Here is a 23,622-nt window from a genome sequence, read left to right on the forward strand (position 1 = left end):
TCCCCTCACCACAAAGGCTGACTCCGACAGTTGAATCTGCCCGATATCAAAAATTGGGTTCGGCGCCCAAGTACTCAGGCGCCGAAGGGTCTATCAGGCTTGCGTCAGTGCTGCAGCCGCGCGCTCGAAACGATCCAGACCGGCATCGATATCAGCGTCTTCCACCACCAGGCTCGGAGCGAAACGGATCACGTCCGGGCCGGCTTGCAGAATCATCAGGCCTTCTTTTTCAGCGGCGTTGAAGATGTCTTTTGCCTTGCCTTTCCACGCTTCGCTGAGCACGCAACCGATCAGCAGACCGAGGCCACGCACCTGTGTGAACAGGCCGTATTTCTCGCCGATCTGCTCAAGGCGCGCCTTGAACTTGTCGTGCTTGGCGTTTACGCCGCTCAACACCTCAGGAGTGTTGATCACATCGATCACCGCTTCCGCGACCGCGCACGCCAGCGGGTTGCCGCCGTAGGTGGTGCCGTGAGTGCCGACAACCAGATGTTTGGCCAGCGCTTCGGTGGTCAGCATCGCCGCGATCGGGAAACCGCCGCCCAGGCTCTTGGCGCTGGTGAGGATGTCCGGGGTCACACCGTAATGCTGGTAGGCGAACAGCTTGCCGCTGCGGCCCATGCCGGTTTGCACTTCGTCGAATACCAGCAGCGCGTTGTTCGCGTCGCAGAGTTCGCGGGCACCTTGCAGGTACGCCAATTCGGCTGGCAGCACGCCGCCCTCGCCCTGGATCGGCTCCAGCACGACCGCACAGGTCTTGTCGGAAACCGCCGCTTTCAGCGCGGCCAGGTCGTTATAAGGAACGTGGGTGATGCCGGTGATTTTCGGGCCGAAACCGTCGGAGTACTTCGACTGGCCACCGACGTTAACGGTGAACAACGTACGGCCGTGGAAGCTGTTCAGCGCAGCGATGATTTCGTATTTCTCAGTGCCGAAACGGTCGAACGCAACACGACGGGCCAGCTTGAAAGCGGCCTCGTTGGCTTCAGCGCCGGAGTTGCAGAAGAACACGCGCTCGGCGAACGTGGCGTCGATCAGCTTGTGCGCAAGACGCAGGGCTGGCTCGTTGGTGAACACGTTGGACACGTGCCACAGCTTGTTCGCCTGTTCGGTCAATGCACCGACCAGCGCCGGGTGCGCGTGGCCCAATACGTTAACGGCAATCCCGCCGGCGAAGTCGATCAGCTCGCGGCCGGCCTGATCCCAGACGCGGGAACCGGCGCCACGCACCGGAATGAAAGCGGCAGGCGCGTAGTTGGGAACCATTACCTGGTCGAAATCGGCGCGTTGTACCGCAGCGTGCTCAACGGACATCGGAGTCTCCTGAAGAGGAACACCCGCCTGAAACTGGCGAGCGATGGGGGGATTGTAAGGACAGTTTTCAGCCCGGCCTTGCCGCCAAGCGACAACTTCTTATAGCGCAAACCCCGGATTTTCCCGGGTTTACGGCAATGCGACATATAGCGTCGCAAAGGCGCAGTTTAAACTGCCCGGGCGGATCTGCGGTGGCTTCACTGTATTTGATCGAAGAATTCCATGTGCGGTAACTATGTACCGCACATGATGATTTTTTTTCTGATTTGCTGGGCGCTCTCCACACGCTAATGGATGAGCGTATGAACCTGTCACAACCGCTTCAACCTACCGTCCGTCTCGACGCTTTCGTTGCCGAGCACGACGACACGCATTTTCTGCATTTGCATCACGCCACACCTGATTGGCTGGCGAACGCTTCGGCACTTCGAAGACATGCTTTGCGGCGCGGCACGCCACACCCTGAACCAGGGCTGGCAAGTTCTCCTCGTCAGCATCAGGCTCATCTGCGCACCCTGAATGCTCAGTACTGGACAGCGCAAAACCAGGTGGATCGCCTGCTCGCCGATCTCAAGGATGTCGACGCCTTTGCCGCACCGTTGCTGACAGCGGCCATCAAGGATCAGGTCGGCCTGACACTCGACGTCAAAAACACCTTCGTGCGCCTGTACATTCCGGTGACAAATCCCTGGTTCGGATTCTCCACGGGCGCCCAGCGGATCTGGAGCGCGTCATTGCTGGATGCGGCGCTGCATAACTTCGAGCGCCACGAAACCGAAGCGGATGCGTTCGACCCCGACTCCTGCTTCATCACCCGGCCAGACGAGCACGAGCAGTTCGAAACGCTCCCGGACATCACCCGGACGCTGTCGATACCCGACTTCATCAAACTGTGCCGAACGCTCGATATCGGCGCGCAATACCAGCAGCATCTGCAACATCAACTGGGTGTCACCCGACCCGACGTCGCGGCGACCTTACGTTTGCACGTTGAAACCAGTCAGAAGGCTGCACTGAAATCGGCGCTCTTGTACGCGCGGATGAACAACGACATTCAGGAGGATCTGTTCCGTCTGATCAGCGGCTTGATCGACGGTCTGCAAGGCATGCGGCTCGACGGCGAACCCCTGCGCAGCCAGAGCCTGTCACTGCTGTCGTCTGAACTGCACGGCATCATTGTTTTTGCGCCGGACCTGAACAGCAGCGAACACGTCAGTCGCCTGGTGGCCTATGTGCCGAACGACCCCGAGCACCCGATCAAGGAATACGCCTCCAGCGCCGCCTTCTCCGCCGAACTGACGCGTCAGTTGCGCGAAAGCGACTACCAGGATTTTTTCAGTCGGTTTATTGCGCACAGCGAACGCGGCCGCTTCTTTTCAACACTCAAGGCACGCTTGACCCAGATTCAGTTTTACCCGCATGAACGAGGCGATCCAAAACCTGCCTGGCGTGAAGTAGCAATTGAAAAACCCGACCTGCAGTTTCGCGCCCAGATCATCCAGGCATCGTTATGGCAGCAGCAATTTGAGGATGCACTAAACAAAATCCTCAACGACGGGCCAAGCCTTGCAGTACCAACAGCATCGGTTGATCAGCAAGCGCGGTGGGCGTTTTGGGATTCACTGGTGAACATCGCTTCATCACTGCTCAACGTCGCTGCTTTCGTGGCCATGCCGTTCGTGCCGTTTCTGGGCGAACTGATGCTGGGTTACATGGCCTATCAGTTACTGGACGAGACCTTCGAAGGCATTATCGAGTGGGCGCAAGGGCAACGAACCGAGGCATTTCTGCACCTGCTGGACGCGGTGGAATCCGTCGTGCAACTGGGCATATTCGCCGCCGGCGGCATGCTGGTCGCCGGCGAGTTTCGTAACGTACTGCCGCAGCAAGTCGTGCGTTTTATCGACCGCTTTAAACCGGTTCGGGCACCGAACGGAAAAACCCTCTACTGGAAAGCTGACCTGGCTCCCTATGAGCAAGCGATTTCGTTGGCGAAAGAATCCCTGCCTGATCAGCACGGTTTGCATCAGGTCGATGGAAAACTGCTGCTACCGCTGGACGGCAAAGTCTTCGCCGTCAGACCTGAGCCAGGCACCAGCGGCTTTCGAATTGATCACCCAACGCGCACTGATGCCTATCCTCCTGCGCTGGAACACTTCCACACCGGCACTTGGCATACGGAACTTGATCGCCCGCTCACCTGGCCAACCGACAAACTGCTGCGACGGATCGGCCACACGGTCGACAGCCTGTCACCCACCGAACTGGAACACGCCCTCAGCAGCAGCGGTTATCACGAAGATGTGTTGCGCAAATTTCACGCTGAGCGCGAGCCACTTCCACCCTTGCTGGAGGACACCCTAAAACGCTTCAGCATCGACAAAGGCATTCGCACGTTCATCGATCAAATGAACAGCCCTCACCTCGCAGAATTTTCCCACGCCGAGCCGACCACCCAATTGCAACTGCTGACCGAACATTGCCCTTGGCCCGAGGACAAAAGCCTGCGTTTACTCAACGCTAAAGGCGAGACCGTTTGGCAAAGCAACCGCCAGGATTTGCCGATGATTGAGCTGTACGAACTGCCGCCGGGGTCAGGTGATCTGCTCACGAACCTGTTGGCGAAGCTCGATGAAAGTGATCTCAAGACACTATTAAAAGAAGAACCTGGCCGACCTCCCCAAGCCTTTACCGCACGAGCGCGCGCACTGCGCAAAACCTTGGCGGACATCGCCACCGAACGTCGCAACATCCTGTTCAATGCACGCTACCGCGTACTCGAATACAGCACCGACGCCGCTTCGCGCGCACTCATCGACGCAACGCCCGAACTCCCTACCAGCGTCGCCCGGGAAATCCTGCGCACTGCCACGGGCGAAGAACGCCAACAATTCAAGCAATCACTCGTCCCAAAACGGCTCATGCAACTGTCGCGCTGGGCCCTGGAGGACGTTCGCAGCAGTCGCGCCTTTGAAGGTTTGTACCTGGATTCGATCAACCCGCTGGACACTCATCGGCTGGCATTGCATTCACTCGAACGTGTCCCGGGATGGCCAAAAAACCTGCGAATCGACGTCCGTGAATACGGTACTCGCGGCACATTGCGCGACAGTATTGACCCCGGCGATGCCACCCTGCACAAAACCCTGGTGCTGCTTGAAGACGGCCGCTACCAGGCTTTCGACGATGAGAGCCAGCCATTGTCGGCGGCGCTCGATTTCTACAACGCCGTGTTGCAAGCCTTACCCGACAATGCACGTGACACGCTGGGCATCGACATCGGTGCCGGCGCGAAGCTCAAGCAGACTATCCGCAAGCACGCATTAGCCCGCGACGATCTGCAAAAAATCCTCGCGCTGCACCGAGAGCTCAAGCCAACCTACGATCCGCACACCATGCGTTTACCGGGAGGCAGCGAAGGCTATAGACACTTCAACCCCTATCTTCCGGTGCTTGAACAAGAGGCGATGGCGCTCAACCCGTCATTTACGCCTGAGCAATTTCAAGCATTCATGCAAAGACTGATGACCTACCCGGCGGGCCCGCGCATGGAATTGTCTCGGCTCACCGCCGAACTGGCTAAATTGCGACAGGATCTGAACGACTGGACAGCGCAAACACCCAGGCTGCATCCCGTGACCGGCACGCGGCTGGATGTTGCGACGTTCTCCGAAGCCAAAAACAATCGACTGGCCTTCAAGGAAGCTCTGCAGCGTTGCTGGCTAGAACGCACAACGCTCGACAGCGAAAGTCCCGAGGCACGATCACTGCTGCAATTCGCTCTTCCGATCGTTGGAGAGCTTCCGCAGCTCACAGCAGATTTCAGCCACGTCACGCACTTATCACTGGAAGGCAGTCGCGGCGTACTGGGCGCCGAGCGTTTTCTGGGTTATTTCCCGCGATTGCAACATCTGGAGATTCGCAGTTTCAATCTTGGGAATGTGCCCCAAGCCGTTAGAGTCATGCCCCACCTCACTCAATTGATACTGGCGGAGTGCGGCATCACCTTTGATGACGCAGCAATGACAACGTTGAACGGGCTGACCTCACTGAGCGCGCTGGATCTGTATGGCAATCCATTGGGACGCGCGCCGGACATCACAAACATGCCCGCGCTGACCTACATCGACCTTGCCGACACCGGAATCGCTGATCTTCCCAACGGCCTGGTGAATCATCCGAAACTGACGACCGGTATTTTCAACAACAACCAGATCAGTGACATACCTTTGGGTTTTTTCCATTACCCGCCGGAAGTCACTTCAGGTTTCGATTTTGCCCGCAACCCTTGGTCGAGCGTGACACGCGACAGGATCAGAGCGCACTTTCACCAGTTTGGGCAAACGCTGGGGGTGCTCTGTGAAGAGGTCGACATCACGCGAGTAAAACATCTCTATTCGTTGTTTAACGTCCAGGAAGCCAGCCAGTTTTTTTATCGTCTGGCCGGGCTCACGCATGACGCTCGAATTGAACTGACTCGACTGGAGAACGAGTACTTGAGCCTCAGAGAGGATCTGGACGCCTGGACCGGTGATATTCCGGCCATCAACCCATTCACCAACAACCCGTTCACCTTGGTCGAACTGGCGGAGGAGCAATCTGCACGCGATGAGTTCAAGGCCCTGGTCGAAGAATGCTGGCGCAAAGAAAGCGAGTTCGACGAACTCGGCGAGCACGGTGAGACGCTGTACGAGCTAAACCTGCCTACCACGATCATCGGGGAATTACCGGCGCTGAACGCAGACTTCAGTCATGTGTCGACCTTGACCTTGTTTAGCGAAGAAGGCGCCACGTCGGGCGCCAATCAGTTCCTGAATTGCTTTCCCAAACTCAGGACGCTAAACATTCGCGAGTTCTCACTCGACGACATCCCTCAAGCGGTTTTCAGAATGGGTGATCTGACCGTGCTGTATCTGACGGAATGCAACATCACTCTGAGCGCACACAGTAGAGCGGCCCTCGGGGAGATGGTGAACCTTGAGATTCTCGACCTGAGCTTCAATCCCTTGGCACTGGCACCGGATCTGAGGCAACTGAATTCGCTGACAGACCTGATACTCAACAACACTGGCATCCAGCGAATCCCGGATGGCCTGTTCCAGCTCAAGCGCCTGATGAAAGCCGACTTAAGCAGTAATGCGATCACCGAGATGCCCAGCGATATCCTCGAACTTCCCGGAGAGGTTGCTGAAGCAATTAACTTTCGCGACAACCCGTTCGATGCGCAGAGCCAGATAATCCTCAGCGCCTACTTCAAAAAGCACGGCATGGACTTTGGCATCGAAAGCACGATCGACGAGGCGGAGATGGAAGTTTCAACGTCCGAGGGCTCGGAAATCGACGAATAGTGTTCGTCGACTGAAGCGCGGCGATCAACCGCGCTCTGGCGGCACCGATGACAATTCAAACGGGCTGCTGCTGCGCCGCTGGTTGCGATCTTCCCGCGGCGTGGCGCCGAAGAAATTGCGGTAGGCGCTGGAGAAATGCGGCCCCGATGAGAAGCCACACGACAGGCCGATCTGGATGATCGACTTGCTGGTTTGCATCAACATCTGCCGGGCCTTGTTCAGGCGCAATTCCAGGTAGTACTGGCTCGGCACACGGTTGAGGTATTGCTTGAAGATGCGCTCCAACTGACGACGGGACACGCACACGTGCTGGGCGATTTCGTCGGTGGTCAGCGGCTCTTCGATGTTGGCTTCCATCAGCAACACCGCTTGGGTGAGCTTCGGATGGCTGGAGCCGAGACGGTTCTGCAACGGGATGCGCTGACGCTCGCCACCCTCGCGGATGCGCTCGACGACCAGTTCTTCGGAAACGGCGCCGGCCAATTCCGCACCGTGATCGCGGGCCAGTACCGCCAACAGCAAATCGAGAACCGACATGCCGCCGCAGGCAGTCAGTCGATCACGATCCCAGTCGAACAGATGACTGGTGGCGATGACTTTCGGGAAGCGTTCAGCGAAATCATCCTGCCAGCGCCAGTGCACGGCAGCGCGATAACCGTCGAGCAAACCGAGTTGCGCCAACGGATAAACACCGGCAGACAAACCGCCGATGACCGTACCGGCACGTACCAATTGCTTGAGCGCACTGCTGAGTGCCGGGGCCAATGTGGTCGGCGGCTCGTCAGCGAGCAGGAACAGTTTCTGGAAGTTTTCGAGCTTGCCGGCCCACGCCTCACCGGGCAGTTGCCAGGCGCCCTCGGCCGGTGGCTCGGCTTGCAGGAACGACAGTTCGTAAACCACGTCCGGGTGCACCCGCTGAGCAACACGCAAGGCTTCCTCCGCCAGCGCCAGCGTCAACGCTTTAGTGCTGGGCCAAATCAGGAAACCAATTCGATGGGCAGTCATGGGCGGGCAATCCGAAGCGAAGAACAGTGATGAAGGCATGGGCCAATGCTAGCCCGTAAATGAACACAAATCTTGAGCCTGACGCAGATCCACCATCGGGAATGAAATGCCTTTCCCATGTAGGAGCTGTCGAGTGGAACGAGGCTGCGATCTTTTGATCTTCAAAAACAGATCAAAAGATCGCAGCCTTCGGCAGCTCCTACAGTGGATTGGAGCCAGCCTTCAGGTCGCGAAGCATGACCTAATTTGGTGCATAACGGCAGCGATTACTTGAGGCTGCCCGAGAGGAATTGTTGCAAACGTTCTGATTGCGGATTCACCAGCACTTCGCGCGGGTTGCCGCTTTCTTCAACCACGCCTTTGTGCAGGAACACCAACTGGTTCGACACTTCACGGGCGAAGCCCATTTCGTGTGTTACCACGACCATGGTGCGACCTTCCTGAGCCAGCGCTTGCATCACCTTCAACACGTCGCCGACCAGTTCCGGGTCGAGGGCCGAGGTCGGTTCGTCGAACAGCATCACCTCAGGTTCCATCGCCAGCGCACGGGCGATCGCCACACGCTGCTGCTCGCCACCGGACATGTGGCCCGGGAACGCATCTTTACGATGGGCCACGCCGACCTTGTTCAGGTAGTACTCGGCTTTTTCGCGCGCTTCGTACTTGGGTACGCCGAGCACGTGAACCGGCGCTTCCATGATGTTTTCAATCGCGGTCATGTGCGACCACAGGTTGAAATGCTGGAACACCATCGACAGGCGCGAACGCATGCGTTGCAGCTGCTTCGGATCAGCGGCTTTCAGCGCGCCGTCCTTGTTCGCAACCAGTTTCAGCTCTTCGTTGTTGAGCAGAATCTTGCCCGCGTGCGGCTGCTCGAGCAGGTTGATGCAGCGCAGGAAAGTACTTTTGCCGGAGCCACTGGAGCCGATGATGCTGATCACATCGCCAGCTGCCGCTTTCAGGGACACGCCCTTGAGCACTTCGTGACTGCCATAGCGTTTATGCAGGTCTTGGACTTCAAGTTTGTACATGCGGTCGGTTCTCACAAAAACAGTCAGTCAGTCGTTGAGCAAGCGCCCGTGACGCAGCGCTTCGCGCCCCGCCACCTTGGCCAGCCAGAAACCGGGTTGGGCATAGCGCAGCCGTTCAATGGCAAACAGCACCCCGGAGGTACCAGCACACACCGTGCTGACCCGATCGGACACAGGATCAATCACTTCAAAAATCTCGTCGCCCGCCTCGACCCACTCGCCGGGCTTGCGCAGAAAACTTACGACGCCGGGATGGGGTGCGAGGAGCAATTCGGTGCCTTCGAACGGCATGCCTTCGCACGCTTCGTGCGCAGGATTCGGCCACTCGCCGGTGATCAAACCTTGCTCGGCGAGGAACGCCAGAATGTCTTCAGCATACGCCTCGGCCTCCGCGCGACCGGTGTCGGCCTGGCCGCCCAGCTCAATCGTCGTCGCCAGGCACGCCAGCGGTATCTGCGCCTCGGGGAACTGACGCGACAGACGCAACCACGGCAACGAGCAAGCCTCATCGAACGAGCTGCCACCGGAATCTTCCGCGAGCAAACCCACACGCACATTCAGGTGCGCGGCCAGCGAACGCCACTGTGGCCAGTGCTGCGGCAACGCATACATGTGCAGCGCGGCTTCGGCATCGCAATGCAGATCGAGCACCACATCGGCGGTGCAGGCATGGCTGAGCAACACACGCTGCATGCCTTGCAACTGGCTGCTCGCCTCCGGCAATGCGGCCAGATGATCGGCCATCGCCTGACGAATCAGACGCACATTGGCGTGCGGATCATCACCGAGACTGTCAGCCAAAGCGGCCGCAACCGGCGCGCTCAGCTCAACGAAATCACGGTTAAAATTCTTGCCGCTGCCCGCCTCGAAACGCCCCTGATGATTGCCCTGCAGCAATTGCCCAAGGCCCAACGGGTTGGCGACCGGCACCAGTTCGATGACACCGTTGAGCAAGCCTTTGGCTTCGAGTTCGCCGAGGCGCTTTTTCAGCTCCCAAGCGGTGCGCATACCCGGCAATTCATCAGCGTGCAGGCTGGCCTGAATGTAGGCCTTGCGCTCGCCGCGTCCGAAGCGGAATACGGAAATCTTGCGCTCGCTGCCCAAATGGCTCCACGGCAAAACGTGGTCGATGCGTTCCATATCAATGCTTCCGCGGCGCGAGGTAGCTCAACCAGCGACGCTCGGCCAGCTTGAACAGCTTGACCAGAATGAACGTCAGGCAGAGGTAGAAAACGCCAGCGGTGATGTACGCCTCGAACGGCAGATAGTACTGCGCGTTGACGGTACGGGCCGCGCCGGTAATGTCGATCAAGGTCACTATGGACGCCAGACTGGTGGTCTGCAGCATCATGATCACTTCGTTGCTGTACTGCGGCAGTGCCCGGCGCAGGGCCGATGGCAGCAGAATGCGTTTGTACAGTTTGAAGCGCGACATGCCCATGGCTTTCGCCGCTTCAATCTCACCGTTCGGCGTGGCTTTGAGGCTGCCGGCGATGATTTCAGCGGTATAGGCGCTGGTGTTGACCGCAAAGGCCAGGCACGCGCAGAACGTTGCGCTGGACAGCCATGGCCACAAGAAGCTTTCGCGTACCGCTTCAAACTGGGCCAGACCGTAGTAGATCAGGAACAGTTGCACCAGCATCGGCGTGCCACGGATCACGTAGGTGTAAAGCCACGCGGCGCCATTAACGACCGGGTTCTTCGAGACGCGCATCAGCCCCAGTGGCAGGGCCGCGAGCAAACCGAAAAACAGCGACAGCGCGAGCAGTTTGAGGGTGGTCAGCAGGCCGCCGAGGTACAGCGGCAGGGCCTCCCAAATGACGTTGTAGTCGAAGATCATAGATCAGCCGCCCTTACGCCTACCGAGTAGCGCTTCTCAAGTTGACGCAGGATCAGCAACGAAACACTGGTAATCACCAGGTACATCGCCGCCACTGCGAGGAAGAAGGTGAATGGCTCGCGGGTGGCATCTGCCGCCTGCTTGGCCTTGAACATCATGTCTTGCAGACCGACCACGGAAATCAGCGCGGTGGCCTTGGTCAGTACCAGCCAGTTGTTGGTGAAGCCCGGAATCGCCAGGCGAATCATCTGCGGCACCATCACCCGGAAGAACACCTGAAAACTGCTCATGCCGTACGCCATGCCCGCTTCGGCCTGGCCCTTCGGGATCGCCATGAACGCGCCACGGAAGGTTTCCGACAGGTACGCACCGAAGATAAAACCGAGAGTGCCGATGCCGGCGGCCAGCGGGTTCAGGTCGATGTAGTCGTCATAGCCGAGCATCGGTGCCACGCGGTTGAGCAAGTCCTGACCGCCGTAGAAGATCAGCAGGATCAGCACCAGATCGGGAATCCCGCGAATCACCGTGGAATACAGATCGCCCAGCCAGGCCAGCCAGCGCACTGGCGACAGGCGCAACGCGACACCGATCAGCCCGAGAACGATGGCCAGAGCCATGGACGACAAGGCGAGCTGAAGCGTCAGCCATGCGCCATCGAGGATGACAGCCCCGTAGCCTTTCAACATGATTCAGGTCCTCGAAAGTTGGGATGAAAAAATGGCGCAAACCTCAGAGATCCTGTTGCTTGCGCCATTTCGGACTTGTCGCAGAGACGTGTTACTTGCCGTAGATATCGAAGGCGAAGTACTTGTCCTGGATTGCTTTGTATTTGCCGTTTTCGCGGATGGCCGCGATGGCAGCGTTGATCTTGTCTTTCAGGGCGTCGCCCTTACGAACAGCGATGCCTACGCCGTCACCGAAGTATTTGACGTCGGTGAACGCAGGACCGACGAACGCGAAGCCTTTACCGGCGTCGGTTTTCAGGAAACCGTCGTCCAGCAGGGTTGCGTCAGCCACGGTACCGTCGAGGCGACCGGCAGCCACGTCGAGGTAGATTTCGTTCTGCGAGCCGTACGGCTTGATCTCGGCACCCAGTGGAGCCAGCACTTCGCGGGCGAAACGTTCGTGGATCGAACCACGTTGTACGCCGATGTTCTTGCCCTTCAGCTCAGCCAGACCTTCGCTGACCTGAGTACCGGCCTTCATGACCAGACGTGCCGGGGTGTTGTAGTACTTGTTGGTGAAGTCGACCGACTTCTTGCGATCTTCAGTGATCGACATGGACGACAGAATCGCGTCGATCTTGCGCACTTTCAGTGCCGGGATCAGACCGTCGAACTCTTGCTCGACCCACACACACTTGACCTGCATCTGCTCGCAGAGAGCGTTGCCGATGTCGTAGTCGAAACCAACGATGCTGCCGTCCGGTGCTTTCGAAGCGAACGGAGGGTAAGCCGCTTCGATACCGATTTTCAGAGGTTTTTCGTCAGCGAAGGAATTCAGCGACAGCACGGACAGTGCCAGGGCGCCAAGCAGCACAAGTTTCTTCATCTTGGGACTCCATCGGTAAAGGGCAAAAACGGCAGAGTGAGCGACAGCCCAATATGCGAATGGGTGAATCGGGAAATCGGTTGCTGCATCGGTGGGAAATTTCCTGTTGAAACCTGGAGAGATTTCAACATCAGCCACGATGAGCGAGTGATCGGCATTCTAACGACAGGCCCGAAGTCGATATTTCTTCAATGCGACAACTAATTACAGATGCACAGAGAAACCCGCTTGAGCACGTTGACAGCCTTGCAAATTCATGCAAGAGCGAAAGACAGTGAACCGATCTACGCTGCAAATTGCGGGCCTATTATTCGCAAACCCTTCTAATCCGGCAAGCGCAGCGTTGTGTCTTATTTTTCACCGGGGGTTTGGAGGCTCTAAAACGGGGCGATGCGTTTCCCATTGCCCCGCTCCGGGGCGGGCGGTTACACATTCGGTTACGTGGAGGGCGGCGGGTAACAGTAGGAAAGGGCTGACGGCGCTGGTCGATAATTATTGGTTGAGCCGCTGATCGTTCCCACGCTCTGCGTGGGAATGCCTCCCTCGACGCTCTGCGTCGGCTTCTGGGACGCAGAGCGTCCCTTGCTGCATTCCCACGCAGAGCGTGGGAACGATCAAAAGATCGCAGCCTTCGGCAGCTCCTACATTGATTGTGTCTACCGCGTATTTCGAGAATTAACAGTTAACCTGTAGGAGCTGCCGAAGGCTGCGATCCCTTGATCTTGCCGCACAAAAAAGCCCCACCCGGCATTCACCGGACGGGGCTCCTAAGCATCTAACGCTTAAGCCACATTCATCGTCTTATGCGTATCAATCAAATGCTGCACCACACCCGGATCCGCCAGCGTCGAGATATCCCCCAACCCGTCATATTCCGCCGTGGCAATCTTGCGCAGAATGCGGCGCATGATCTTGCCCGAACGCGTCTTCGGCAGACCCGGTGCCCACTGGATAACGTCCGGCGAAGCGATCGGCCCGATCTCTTTGCGCACCCAGTTCTTCAGCTCCAGACGCAACTGCTCGGTCGGCTCCTCACCATTCTTCAACGTGACATAGACATAAATACCCTGCCCCTTGATGTCATGCGGAACCCCAACCACCGCCGCCTCAGCAACTTTCGGATGCGCAACCATCGCACTCTCGATCTCGGCCGTGCCCATGCGGTGGCCGGACACGTTGAGCACGTCATCGACACGCCCGGTGATCCAGTAATAACCATCAGCATCACGACGCGCGCCGTCACCGGTGAAGTACATGCCACGGAACGTCTTGAAGTAGGTATCGACGAAACGATCGTGATCGCCATACAGCGTGCGCGCCTGACCTGGCCACGAATCGAGAATCACCAGATTGCCTTCAGCCTCGCCCTCAATAATGTTACCGAGGTTGTCGACCAGCGCCGGCACCACACCGAAGAACGGTCGCGCCGCCGAACCCGGCTTCAGCGCGTGCGCACCCGGCAACGGGCTCATCATGTTGCCGCCAGTCTCGGTCTGCCACCAGGTATCAACGATCGGGCAACGCGACTTGCCGACATTCTTGTAGTACCAATCCCACGCTTCCGGGTTGATCGGCTCGCCGACCGAACCGAGCAGACGCAGACTGCTGCCATCCGCGCCTTCAACCGCAGCCTGACCCGAGGCCATCATCGCGCGGATCGCGGTCGGTGCGGTGTAGAGGATGTTGACCTTGTGCTTGTCGATGATCTTCGCCACCCGGGTGATGTCCGGATAGTTCGGCACGCCTTCGAACAGCAACGTGGTCGCGCCATTGGCCAGCGGGCCGTAGACGATGTAGCTGTGGCCGGTGACCCAGCCGACGTCGGCGGTGCACCAATAAACTTCGCCCGGACGGTAGTCGAACACGCGCTCGTGGGTCATCGCCGCGTACAGCAGATAACCGCCGGTGGTGTGTTGCACGCCCTTCGGCTTGCCGGTCGAGCCGGAGGTATAAAGGATGAACAGTGCTTCCTCGGCGCCCATCTCTTTCGGCGCGCAAACGGTGCCTGCCACTTTCATCAGGTCTTCGTACCAGATGTCGCGATGCTGGTTCCACTTGATGTCGCCACCGGTGCGCTTGCAGACGATGACTTTCTGGATGCTGCTGGTTTCCGGATTGGTCAGCGCGTCGTCGACGTTGGCCTTGAGGGAAATCTTCTTGCCGGCACGGATGCCTTCGTCAGCGGTGATCACCACTTTCGATTTGCAATCGATAATGCGACCGGCCAAGGCTTCCGGCGAGAAACCGCCGAACACCACCGAGTGAATCGCGCCGATCCGGGTGCAGGCCAGCATGGCGACCACGGCTTCGGGAATCATCGGCATATAAATGGTCACCACGTCGCCGCGGTGTACGTCCTGACCACGCAGGGCGTTGGCGAGTTTGCACACTTGTTCGTGCAGTTCGCGGTAGGTGATGTTGCGGCTCTCGGAAGGATCGTCGCCTTCCCAGATGATCGCCACTTGATCGCCGCGCTCGGCCAGGTGACGGTCGAGGCAGTTGTAGGAAACGTTGAGGGTGCCGTCGGCAAACCATTTGATGTCGACGTGGTGATCGTCGAAAGAAGTCTGTTTCACCGTGGTGAAAGGCTTGATCCAGTCGAGGCGCTTGGCTTGCTCACGCCAGAAGCCGTCAGGGTTGACGACCGACTGCTGGTACATGGCTTTGTAGGTCGCCTCGTCAGTCAGCGTGTTAGCCAAAACCTCGGGACGAACGGGATACAGAGAAGCCGCACTCATCTTTCTTACCTCGGTGTAATAGTTGTTTTTGTATGACCCTGTTGTAACGGGGCCGGGCCCATAGAACCATTCGACGATGGTAGTAACAACCCCTCGCCCACCCACGGTGGCCCGTGCAGGAGCTGCCGAAGGCTGCGATCTTTTGATCTTGCCCCTAAACATCCAGATCAAAAGATCGCAGCCTGCGGCAGCTCCTACAGAGGGATTGAGGTGTTTTTGGGGGGATTGTTACCAAATATGTGAAAAGTGTTTATCAAAACCCGGTCTGTTTACCCCCACTCCACCTCCCTAGAATTCACCTCGCCGACAAGGCAAACGCGATTAACAACGTTACAGCCCCCACGAAGGCCGTTAATCCAGCTCTCAAGTAACAACCGCAAACGATGAAGTTCCACACGCAACCCTAAAAAGGTTGCGTGACCCCATTCGACCTCAAAAAGGTAAATTTGAAATGAAAGCTTTATTGGTTCTGGCCCTCAGCAGTCTGTGCGCAACCGCCATGGCAAACGAGGTCCCGACTGATGTCGCCCAGCAAAAACCGGCCATCGAGGAATACACTTACTCGACCCACCTGGACATCGCCAACGTTGTATCGATGAGCGAAGTTCCGAATGTCTGCGAAGTTGTGCCAATGAAAATGGAATACGACGACTCCACCGGCCAGCGCCACATCCTGCGTTACAGCGTGATGGGCAACGGCTGCACTAATTGATGATTGCAGACTGCACCGAATCGGATCTCTCAGCGCTTTATTGAGGGTCGATTCCAGCCCGGCTTCGGTCGGGCTCAGTTGTGTCTGGAGTCGGTCAAAAGGGTTGCAAAACACAAGATATAGTGAAAAACGCGGTTTTTTGGTTATTTGTTAACCAAGTGGCAACCACGAGCAACAATACGCAAAAAAAAATTCCATTCGGCAATTCCTTTCTGAGCCCCGTAAACCCTCGCTCCGACCGAAATCCCCCCTCCGCTCGACCCATTTCTACGCAGAATGGTGCCACCTCATCCGCTTTTTTTCCCTATAATGCCGCCCTAATCGGGTCCGCAATATTCCCTTACAGGGATGAATAGCCAGTCTGAAGCCCCGCAGCAGCATTCAACGCGCGCTGCGCCCATCAGAGGCTCTCAGAAACCCGTACAAGACAATGTTTTATGCGTGCGTTAGCTACTGCAAAAAACGATTCCTTAAGATCCAACGCGGTCTGTACGACCGTGTGAAAAACCAACCAATCAGGTTTCACACGGGCGACAGGCCCTCACGCAGGAGACGACACGTCATGCTGAGCTGGGACGAATTCGACAAAGAAGACAGTGAAGTAGCAGCAGTGAAAGGCGCCAACGCCGGCCACGCTACCGAAGCCAACATGGATCGCCTCGATAACGCTGGCGGTGCCGCCGCGATCGAAGCCCGCGCCGTGACCGCCGACGACTCGGCCGCCGTGGCCCGCGCCAAGGCTGCACTGAACTCCCTCGACGTCGCCGAAGGCCTCGCCGAACTCGAAGGCGCCTCCGCCCGTGTCGCCGTTGACGAAAAGCGCATGATCAACTGCCGCGCCGACCTCAACCAACTCGTGCCATTCAAGTACGACTGGGCCTGGCAGAAATATCTGGACGGTTGCGCAAACCACTGGATGCCGCAAGAAGTCAACATGACCGCCGACATCGCCCTCTGGAAAGACCCGGAAGGCCTGACCGACGACGAGCGCCGCATCGTCATGCGCAACCTCGGCTTCTTCTCCACCGCCGACTCCCTGGTTGCCAACAACCTGGTACTGGCCGTGTACCGCCTGATCACCAACCCGGAATGCCGCCAGTACATCCTGCGCCAGGCTTTCGAAGAGGCGATCCACACCCACGCCTACCAGTACTGTATCGAATCGCTGGCCATGGATGAAGGCGAGATCTTCAACATGTACCACGAGATCCCATCGGTCGCGAAAAAAGCCGCCTGGGGCCTGAAATACACCCGTTCGATCTCCGATCCGAAGTTCGAAACCGGCACCCCGGACACCGACAAAGAGCTGCTGCGCAACCTGATCGCCTACTACTGCGTTCTGGAAGGCATCTTCTTCTACTGCGGCTTCACCCAAATCCTCTCCATGGGCCGCCGCAACAAAATGACCGGCGTCGCCGAGCAGTTCCAATACATCCTGCGCGACGAATCCATGCACCTGAACTTCGGCATCGACGTGATCAACCAGATCAAAATCGAAAACCCGCATTTGTGGGATGCCGAAATGAAGGAAGAAGCGACCCAGATGATTCTGCAGGGTACGCAGCTGGAGATCGAATACGCACGAGACACCATGCCTCGCGGCGTACTGGGCATGAACGCGGCGATGATGGAGGACTATCTGAAGTTCATCGCTAACCGTCGTTTGAGCCAGATTGGTTTGAAGGAAGAGTACCCAGGGACGACTAACCCGTTCCCTTGGATGAGCGAGATTATGGACTTGAAGAAAGAGAAGAATTTCTTTGAGACTCGTGTGATCGAATACCAAACTGGTGGTGCGTTGAGCTGGGACTAATAGTCTCGCTTGGCACGATTTGACGATTGCGGTTTGAGTCGGCGAGTCGAGAAAGCAAAAAAGCCCCGATCTGATCGGGGCTTTTTTATGGGCGATTGGTAATCATATTTACGCCTACGTCACAGCGTTCAATCTCCTACAGCACTTACAGCCTCTTCCCATTGAAGCCTGCCACGAGCACTACTAAGCTCTATCGCAGGTGCCTAAGAAACGCCCAACGTAGAAAGCTTGGTCAGTGACACAGACGCGTAATTCGTCGGTGGCAACTGCTCTGCTCGTTGGGATTTCTTAAGTCCGCTCTACGTTGGGGTCAGGCCCTCTCAAAATCTAAAACGTAGAGGTCATAGATATGCCTTATCCATGCTCGGTAACCGTCTTCTCTCGCCACAAACTTTCTCTGCATGCCCTTCTATTAGAGAACCAGCCTTGGTTCTCCGCTCGTGATGTTGGCCGCTTGATGGGTTTCCATCTGAATGATCGGGTGGTCAACAAGCTAGATAGCGATCAACGCCGCGTCATGTGGATTGAGTACTTTCGAGAACCTGAACAGCATCTGATGCTCAGTGAATCTGGGGTGTACGCGCTGTTGATCTATCACTACGTTCCGGGAAATCGGTTGTTACGGGAATGGCTGACCAATGAGGTCGTGCCGAGCTTGCGCGATGCTGCGGACTCGGGAAATTCCAATCGGCCAATGTTGAGCTTGTTGGATTGGCCGGAGATGTCTTTGTGTTTGCTGCATTGGCAAGATGAGGGCTGGATTCGGCTTCGGGATATGCCTTACCTATTAAACGACCAATCCTCACGGCGGGCTGCGGTAGGGAAACCTTGGTGGCGAAGGTTTTCGCAGGTATTTCAATCTTCGAAACACTCCATGGGTTAGGGACAGATTTGTAGGATCGTGCAGGATCCGTCGCTATTTTCTGTAGGATTTTTCGTAGACAGATGTGATGGCCACTCAGTATCGTCCGAGGGTTTTCAACCCTCGGCGATTGTATGGACACCTCGAAAGAAAAATCTGGCTGGAGTGATGAGGAGCTAGAAGCTTCTGTTGACGCTTATCTGAAAATGCTGGTTCTTGAACTGCAAAATCAGCCGTTCAATAAAGCGGACGAAAACCGACTCTTACGGAAAGGCCCGCTAATCAGACGCAGCTCCTCTTCAGTCGAATACCGCATGCAGAATATCTCTGCGGTAATGGATCAGTTGGGACTGCCTCGAATTACAGGCTATGTTTCGGCGAAGAATCTCGGTTCTGGTGTCATTACGCGTATCAAAGAAATCCTCGCCAAAAAAGACACGGACGCGATACGGCACATCTCCCCACGACGCACTCCTCTTACAGAATTCCGGTTTATCGAACCTACCGCACCTGAATTGAATGATGCGCCCGCGGGTGTACTAAACCCAAAGCAGACTAACGCGACGGTAGTTAGGCTTTCGCGCAAACTAAACGTCAAAAAATGGGTTCTGAAACGTTCTAAAGGCATGTGTGAGGGTTGTGGCCAAAAAGCGCCATTCCAGGATGCCGATGGCAAACCATTTCTTGAAGTCCACCATGTGAAACATCTCGTCAACGGAGGGACAGACCGTACGAGCAATGCAGTAGCCTTGTGCCCGAACTGCCATCGACGCTGCCATTACTCGAGCGACAAAGATGAGTTCACTGCGGAGTTTTATAAAAGAGTCGCAGGGTTAGAGACTGAGTAGTGGTAGTGCATTCGGCACTCGACCAATTAGGCATTATTAACCCGGTGCCTTTTGGGGCAGCTCCGCTTCCCATCGGGGATAAATCCCCTCACCACATTTGAAACGTGTTGCTGCCGGGCGGGTGTCTGGATTCGATATTGAGTTGATGCCACCAATCCCCAGCAGGCTGGCTCCCACAAATCCCGCATCATCCTGAAAACAATCAGTGCAACCCGCGCCGCCTCCCGCTATTAATACCCCTCCCCCACTCAAGGATCCGAGCCCCACCATGAAATTCGATCTCGCCTACTGCCTCAGCCTCGACGACAAGTTGTCGATCTATGATGTTCGCGATCTCAATTTCGATGAGACGGTGGCGTTCGACTCCGCGAAGGAGCACTTCCAGTGCCCCTACGATGCCTGTCGTTCGGCGTTCGAGGCTTCCAATGAGTTGGGTACGTTCAACGCCAAGAACGTGAATTACGTGCGCACGCCGCACTTCAAGAATCTGCCGACTACGCAGCATGTGGCGGGTTGTCCGTATGTGAGTTTGAAGGCTTTGGCTTCTGGCGTTGAGACGGCGGATGGCGAGGTGGATGACGGCCGTGAGGAACACTTCCCATCGGAGTTGTTACTGACCCGGCGCGAATATGTGCGCAAGCCTGCCGCGCCAGCGGGGGCGGCGGATGTGTTGCGCGATGATCCGGTGCGGGCGGCGGCGGAGAGTGGTAAAGAGTCGGCGAGTCGTGAATCGGCACCGGACAAGACCAGTGTGTTTGCGCATCCGGTGGAGTGTTTTGTTTCCAACTTCGCGGACAAGGAGTTGCTTAAGCGCATGCCGTTGAAGGTCGGCGAGCATTCGGCGCCGTACAGTTCGTTCTTCAAGAAGGTTGAGTATCTGACGGACAACAAGGGGCTGATTTACTGGGGGCGGATCAAGAAGATCGAGGACTTCCACAGTGCCAGTTTTCGTATCGATTTCGAGGACAAGGTCTGGTTCAAGAAGCCCGAGGACAGTAAGAAGAAGCCGTATCCGGTGAGTGTTTATCTCAACAAGAAGCTGATCGACACCTACCGCAAGCGCAAGGCGTTTCTGGAGGAGATCAAGCACGCGGTGGATAGCGACAAGGCGTTGTTCTGTTTCTTCTATGGGGTGACGCCGGAGTTGAAGCAGGTGCCCGGCAAGAAGAACCCCGAAAAGCCTTTCGAGGTCTTCAATGCCAATATCGAGAACCTGGATCACTTCATTATTCGTGAGGCGCCGGGGCTGGAGTGACGGTTAGCCTTGGTTAGTTGCAGGTTGACGGCACCAGCAGGCTGACTATGTCGGGATACAGAACTGCTGGAGCGACGCTCATACTCCTCAGCATTCCCCCCCTGCAACATACGAGCGTGATTACTGATGACTTCGCGCCCGAGTTGCTCAAGCATGGGCTGCACCCTAGCGCCTATGACAAGCATTGATCTCTCGCCACGCCTCCAGACGTCGCTTCAAGGCACGTTCGATACCCGCCTCATCAACTGCGCAATATTCACGCAACCAGTGAGCGACCATTTCGACATTCGGCCAGTACATATCTTTCTGACCTTTGCTGCTTCTGGGCGTGTCATTCATCGCAGCATCGAAACCAATGGCTGCCCGTTCACCCGGTGGTAAACAGCCCGACTCAGATGCACTGCCTTGGAAATACCAGGCAATTTCATCAATGTGTTTTTGCGCACTGCGATGGCTACGCCGATAAAACCTGTAATCGTGACAGCCTTGATCCATGCGCTCCGGCATGACACCGGCATCGACCCAATCCATAAAGCCGTGATTGATCGCATCGCGGATCAATCCTTCACGCCAACGATCAGCAAACCAGGCAACGAAACCTTCTGCGTCGGCTTTTTTCGCCTCGGCGAAGACCATGCAGTAACGGGTTTTCACATGGATAACCAACAATACGTGCTTACGTTGCACCGTGATTGCATGGACTAGCCATTGCTCTACGAAATTGCTGGCCTCGTCATCTTCAATGGCCTTCGACGGGGGGTTGTTGTCCACCGGCGTGATTTTTTTGCCTTTGTGAACCCGGCTGAAAAACTTGCTGGCGGCTTCGGTGCAATTGAAGATCAACATGCGTTTTCTCTTTTGAATACCGAGGCCATCTGAGATCAGCCGGGTATCCACTTCACTGATCTCGTGCCCTTCCCAGTGTCGCCTGAAGGAAAGCTACCCACACGGTGTCGGAGTTTTCTGCAACGTCCCAACACACGTCAAACACTCCCACAGCCGACGGAGCAGTTACCCGTAAGCTTGCCTACCTTCAATCGTTCTTGCGCCCGCAGACCGGGCCGAGTTTCAGCGAGCAGCGACGACTCGGTCAGGCACCGTCCGTCTGGTTGGAGGCGGCGAATTAGGGAAAATCAAAAAATGCGTTTGATCCCGGCCGAAAACAACTGTACAAAAACACAGTATATTTTCAATCAGCACTCTTGAGCCCGGAGCACACCATGGCCACTTCTGCGATGAACCTCATTCTCGAACATATCGCGCTTTTCCAGTTTACCCCGACGCACTGCGTACAGGCCCGAGCCATGCTGGGCTGGAGCGCTGAGCAGCTGTCGCGCGAGGCCCAGGTGTCTGTCGAAGACATTCAGCGGTTTGAGGCGCAGCAGGATGTGGCCGATGCGGCGCGTCTGGCATTGGCGTATCGCTTGGAGGCGCAGGGGTTGGTGTTCTTTCCAGGGTTCGCGCCGGGCCGTAAATTGAATCCCCAGGCTATGCAGCAGAACGCTGTCGAGTGTGGGGATTTTGCTCAGGTCGGATGATTACTTGAAGGCAGGATGACGCAGTTCGGCCGAGGCTTGTTCATAGCTGTAGGCCATGGCGAACAGTTGCGGCTCGCTCCAGGCTTTGCCGAAAAAGAACACCGAGGTCGGCAGTCCATCATCGTCCATGCCCGATGGCACAGTGATCGCTGGATAGCCGGCGACGGCGGCGGCGAACTGCGAGTAGCCGTCGGCCTCGGCAACCATTGCGTCGAGATTGTGTTCTTGCAGTTGTTCGTCGATGGCGCCCTTGAATTTTTCGCTGATGGTTGCGAGCGAAGCACGTGCCTGATCATGGGTCATGTCCATATCGTTGATCGCTTCGAGCATGGTTTGTCCGTGACCTTCAGTGCCGGGATTGGTTTTGTTGAAGTCGATCAGCGCTTGCAGCGACTGAATTGGCAGGTCGGGACGGCTTGCGAAGTATTCCGGCAATTCGTGTTTCATCCCGCCCATCAGACTTGGTATGTAATCAGCGGAATAGGGAAAACGGATAGTCACAGGTACGATCGTGGCGCCTTGTTCCTGCATCGCTGCCATGGCCATCAGAAATTCGACGCCAGGCGTCAGAGGCTTACCGTTGGCGCCGACGTATGCAACGGGATAACCGATGCGTTTGCCTTGCAGGGCATCGTTGCTCAGCAGCGCGGTGTAATCGATTCCTGTCGGTGCGCCCGAGGTGGCCGAGTCCGCTGCATCGATGCCTTGCATGAGGTTTAAGGTCAGCGCCGCATCGCGAACGGTTCGGCTTAAGGTTCCAGGAGTGTCTTGCAGTCGAGTGATCGGCACGATCCCGGATCGGCTTAACAGACCTAATGTCGGTTTGACGCCAACCACGCCGTTAGCCGAGGCCGGGCAAGTGATCGAACCGTTGGTTTCAGTGCCCAGGGAAATTGGGCCGTAACCTGCTGCCACAGCAGAGGCGGAACCGGAGCTGGAACCGCATGTGCTTTCACTCGCCAGATGTGGGTTTTTCCCTTGGCCACCGCGACCGCTCCAGCCATGCGGCAGATCCATGTCCCGCACGTAAGCCCACTCACTCATGTTGGTTTTGCCCAACACAATCGCGCCAGCATCCCTTAATTGCTTAACCACGAAAGCATCAGCGGCAGCCGGCTGACCGACCATCGCTAAAGAACCCGCGCTGGTTTGCAGACTGTCAGCGGTATCGAAATTGTCTTTGAGCAACACGGGAATGCCATGCAGCGCGCCCCGCGTCTGACCTGCTGCGCGCTCTTCATCCAGTGCCTTGGCGATATCGAGGGCTTTCGGGTTGAGCTCGATAACGGCGTGAAGGGCCGGGCCTTGTTTATCCAGGTCAGCAATTCGCTGCGTGAGGTGCTCAACCAGGGCGACGGCGGTCAGTTCATTGTTCGCCATCAGGGTTCCGAGTTCAGTAATGCTGGCGTATTCGAGCGGGGTATTCGCGGTGGCAGCGTTGGCAATGGTCGTGGCTGTCAGCGAAATCAGGATTGCTTGCGCCAGCGTGTATATGCGGCGTTTGAAGGGGTGTTTCATGTGGATCATCCTTGTATGAAAAACGCGAGTGACTCATTCACTCGCGATACATCCTACCGACACCGTCAGAAAGCGCTGTCAGCAACAAGGACAATCAGCAGTAGGAAAAGTCAGCCTGACTTGTAGCCGCTACACGGGGCGGAGGCTTTTTCTGACGCCGCTTCTTCCAGATTCAGCCAGCATTTGTGCACTGAAAATCTGAGATCGGAAAATGGTTTCACCCGCATACAAAACGCATTTGATTCCAGC

At 56.8% G+C, this 23,622-nt stretch carries 17 protein-coding genes; 7 read left to right on the forward strand and 10 right to left on the reverse strand.

Annotated elements, in window-relative coordinates; genetic code table 11:
* Window positions 1-93 precede the first annotated feature (93 nt).
* Window positions 94-1,314, reverse strand: a complete 1,221-nt coding sequence (locus GVL50_RS10085; RefSeq protein WP_141126185.1) for an aspartate aminotransferase family protein — start codon at window positions 1,312-1,314, stop codon at window positions 94-96.
* A gap of 308 nt (window positions 1,315-1,622) precedes the next feature.
* Between GVL50_RS10085 and GVL50_RS10090 the strand changes: the two genes are divergently transcribed.
* Complete coding sequence (locus tag GVL50_RS10090; protein WP_159812821.1) at window positions 1,623-6,662, forward strand: dermonecrotic toxin domain-containing protein; 5,040 nt, start codon at window positions 1,623-1,625, stop codon at window positions 6,660-6,662.
* A gap of 24 nt (window positions 6,663-6,686) precedes the next feature.
* Here GVL50_RS10090 and argR read toward each other — a convergent pair whose 3' ends face one another.
* From argR to acs, 7 genes are all read right to left on the reverse strand, one after another.
* On the reverse strand, window positions 6,687-7,667 hold the full coding sequence (gene argR, locus GVL50_RS10095) for a transcriptional regulator ArgR (protein WP_007912706.1): 981 nt from the start codon (window positions 7,665-7,667) through the stop codon (window positions 6,687-6,689).
* A 266-nt stretch (window positions 7,668-7,933) separates the two neighbouring features.
* The gene (locus GVL50_RS10100; RefSeq protein WP_007912705.1) at window positions 7,934-8,698 is read right to left on the reverse strand and encodes an ABC transporter ATP-binding protein; all 765 of its coding nucleotides are present in this window, start codon (window positions 8,696-8,698) and stop codon (window positions 7,934-7,936) included.
* Window positions 8,699-8,725: 27 nt separating this feature from the next.
* Window positions 8,726-9,838 carry a M14 family metallopeptidase gene (locus GVL50_RS10105; RefSeq protein ID WP_159812723.1) on the reverse strand — a complete coding sequence of 371 codons (1,113 nt, stop codon included), beginning with the start codon at window positions 9,836-9,838 and terminating at the stop codon, window positions 8,726-8,728.
* Window position 9,839: 1 nt separating this feature from the next.
* Window positions 9,840-10,538: an ABC transporter permease gene (locus GVL50_RS10110; RefSeq protein WP_008077928.1), complete on the reverse strand. Its 699-nt coding sequence runs from the start codon at window positions 10,536-10,538 to the stop codon at window positions 9,840-9,842.
* Window positions 10,535-11,224 carry an ABC transporter permease gene (locus GVL50_RS10115; protein WP_007912702.1) on the reverse strand — a complete coding sequence of 230 codons (690 nt, stop codon included), beginning with the start codon at window positions 11,222-11,224 and terminating at the stop codon, window positions 10,535-10,537. The genes GVL50_RS10110 and GVL50_RS10115 overlap by 4 nt, the downstream gene beginning before the upstream one ends.
* A gap of 91 nt (window positions 11,225-11,315) precedes the next feature.
* Window positions 11,316-12,089, reverse strand: coding sequence for an ABC transporter substrate-binding protein (locus GVL50_RS10120; RefSeq protein ID WP_053122880.1), 774 nt, complete (start codon window positions 12,087-12,089; stop codon window positions 11,316-11,318).
* Between the two features lie 782 nt (window positions 12,090-12,871).
* A complete protein-coding gene (acs, locus tag GVL50_RS10125; protein ID WP_053122882.1) occupies window positions 12,872-14,827 on the reverse strand; it encodes an acetate--CoA ligase in 1,956 nt (651 codons plus the stop codon).
* Window positions 14,828-15,278: 451 nt separating this feature from the next.
* Here acs and GVL50_RS10130 point away from each other — a divergent pair, with 451 nt between their 5' ends.
* From GVL50_RS10130 to GVL50_RS10150, 5 genes are all read left to right on the forward strand, one after another.
* Window positions 15,279-15,539: a DUF2790 domain-containing protein gene (locus tag GVL50_RS10130; protein ID WP_053122884.1), complete on the forward strand. Its 261-nt coding sequence runs from the start codon at window positions 15,279-15,281 to the stop codon at window positions 15,537-15,539.
* A 562-nt stretch (window positions 15,540-16,101) separates the two neighbouring features.
* Window positions 16,102-17,352, forward strand: a complete 1,251-nt coding sequence (locus GVL50_RS10135; RefSeq protein ID WP_064119947.1) for a ribonucleotide-diphosphate reductase subunit beta — start codon at window positions 16,102-16,104, stop codon at window positions 17,350-17,352.
* Between the two features lie 349 nt (window positions 17,353-17,701).
* On the forward strand, window positions 17,702-18,235 hold the full coding sequence (locus GVL50_RS10140) for a Bro-N domain-containing protein (protein WP_159812725.1): 534 nt from the start codon (window positions 17,702-17,704) through the stop codon (window positions 18,233-18,235).
* A 113-nt stretch (window positions 18,236-18,348) separates the two neighbouring features.
* On the forward strand, window positions 18,349-19,062 hold the full coding sequence (locus GVL50_RS10145; RefSeq protein ID WP_159812727.1) for an HNH endonuclease signature motif containing protein: 714 nt from the start codon (window positions 18,349-18,351) through the stop codon (window positions 19,060-19,062).
* Between the two features lie 268 nt (window positions 19,063-19,330).
* Complete coding sequence (locus GVL50_RS10150; RefSeq protein WP_159812729.1) at window positions 19,331-20,317, forward strand: hypothetical protein; 987 nt, start codon at window positions 19,331-19,333, stop codon at window positions 20,315-20,317.
* Between the two features lie 165 nt (window positions 20,318-20,482).
* On the opposite strand, the gene GVL50_RS10155 is transcribed toward GVL50_RS10150, so the two are convergent.
* Complete coding sequence (locus GVL50_RS10155; protein WP_159812731.1) at window positions 20,483-21,163, reverse strand: hypothetical protein; 681 nt, start codon at window positions 21,161-21,163, stop codon at window positions 20,483-20,485.
* A 374-nt stretch (window positions 21,164-21,537) separates the two neighbouring features.
* Here GVL50_RS10155 and GVL50_RS10160 point away from each other — a divergent pair, with 374 nt between their 5' ends.
* Window positions 21,538-21,855: an XRE family transcriptional regulator gene (locus tag GVL50_RS10160; protein ID WP_159812733.1), complete on the forward strand. Its 318-nt coding sequence runs from the start codon at window positions 21,538-21,540 to the stop codon at window positions 21,853-21,855.
* On the opposite strand, the gene GVL50_RS10165 is transcribed toward GVL50_RS10160, so the two are convergent.
* Window positions 21,856-23,373, reverse strand: a complete 1,518-nt coding sequence (locus GVL50_RS10165) for an amidase family protein (RefSeq protein WP_159812735.1) — start codon at window positions 23,371-23,373, stop codon at window positions 21,856-21,858. It lies immediately after the preceding gene.
* Between the last annotated feature and the right edge of the window lie 249 nt (window positions 23,374-23,622).

This window comes from Pseudomonas sp. 18058, from assembly GCF_902706155.1.
GTDB classification, from domain to species: Bacteria; Pseudomonadota; Gammaproteobacteria; order Pseudomonadales; family Pseudomonadaceae; genus Aquipseudomonas; species Aquipseudomonas rustica.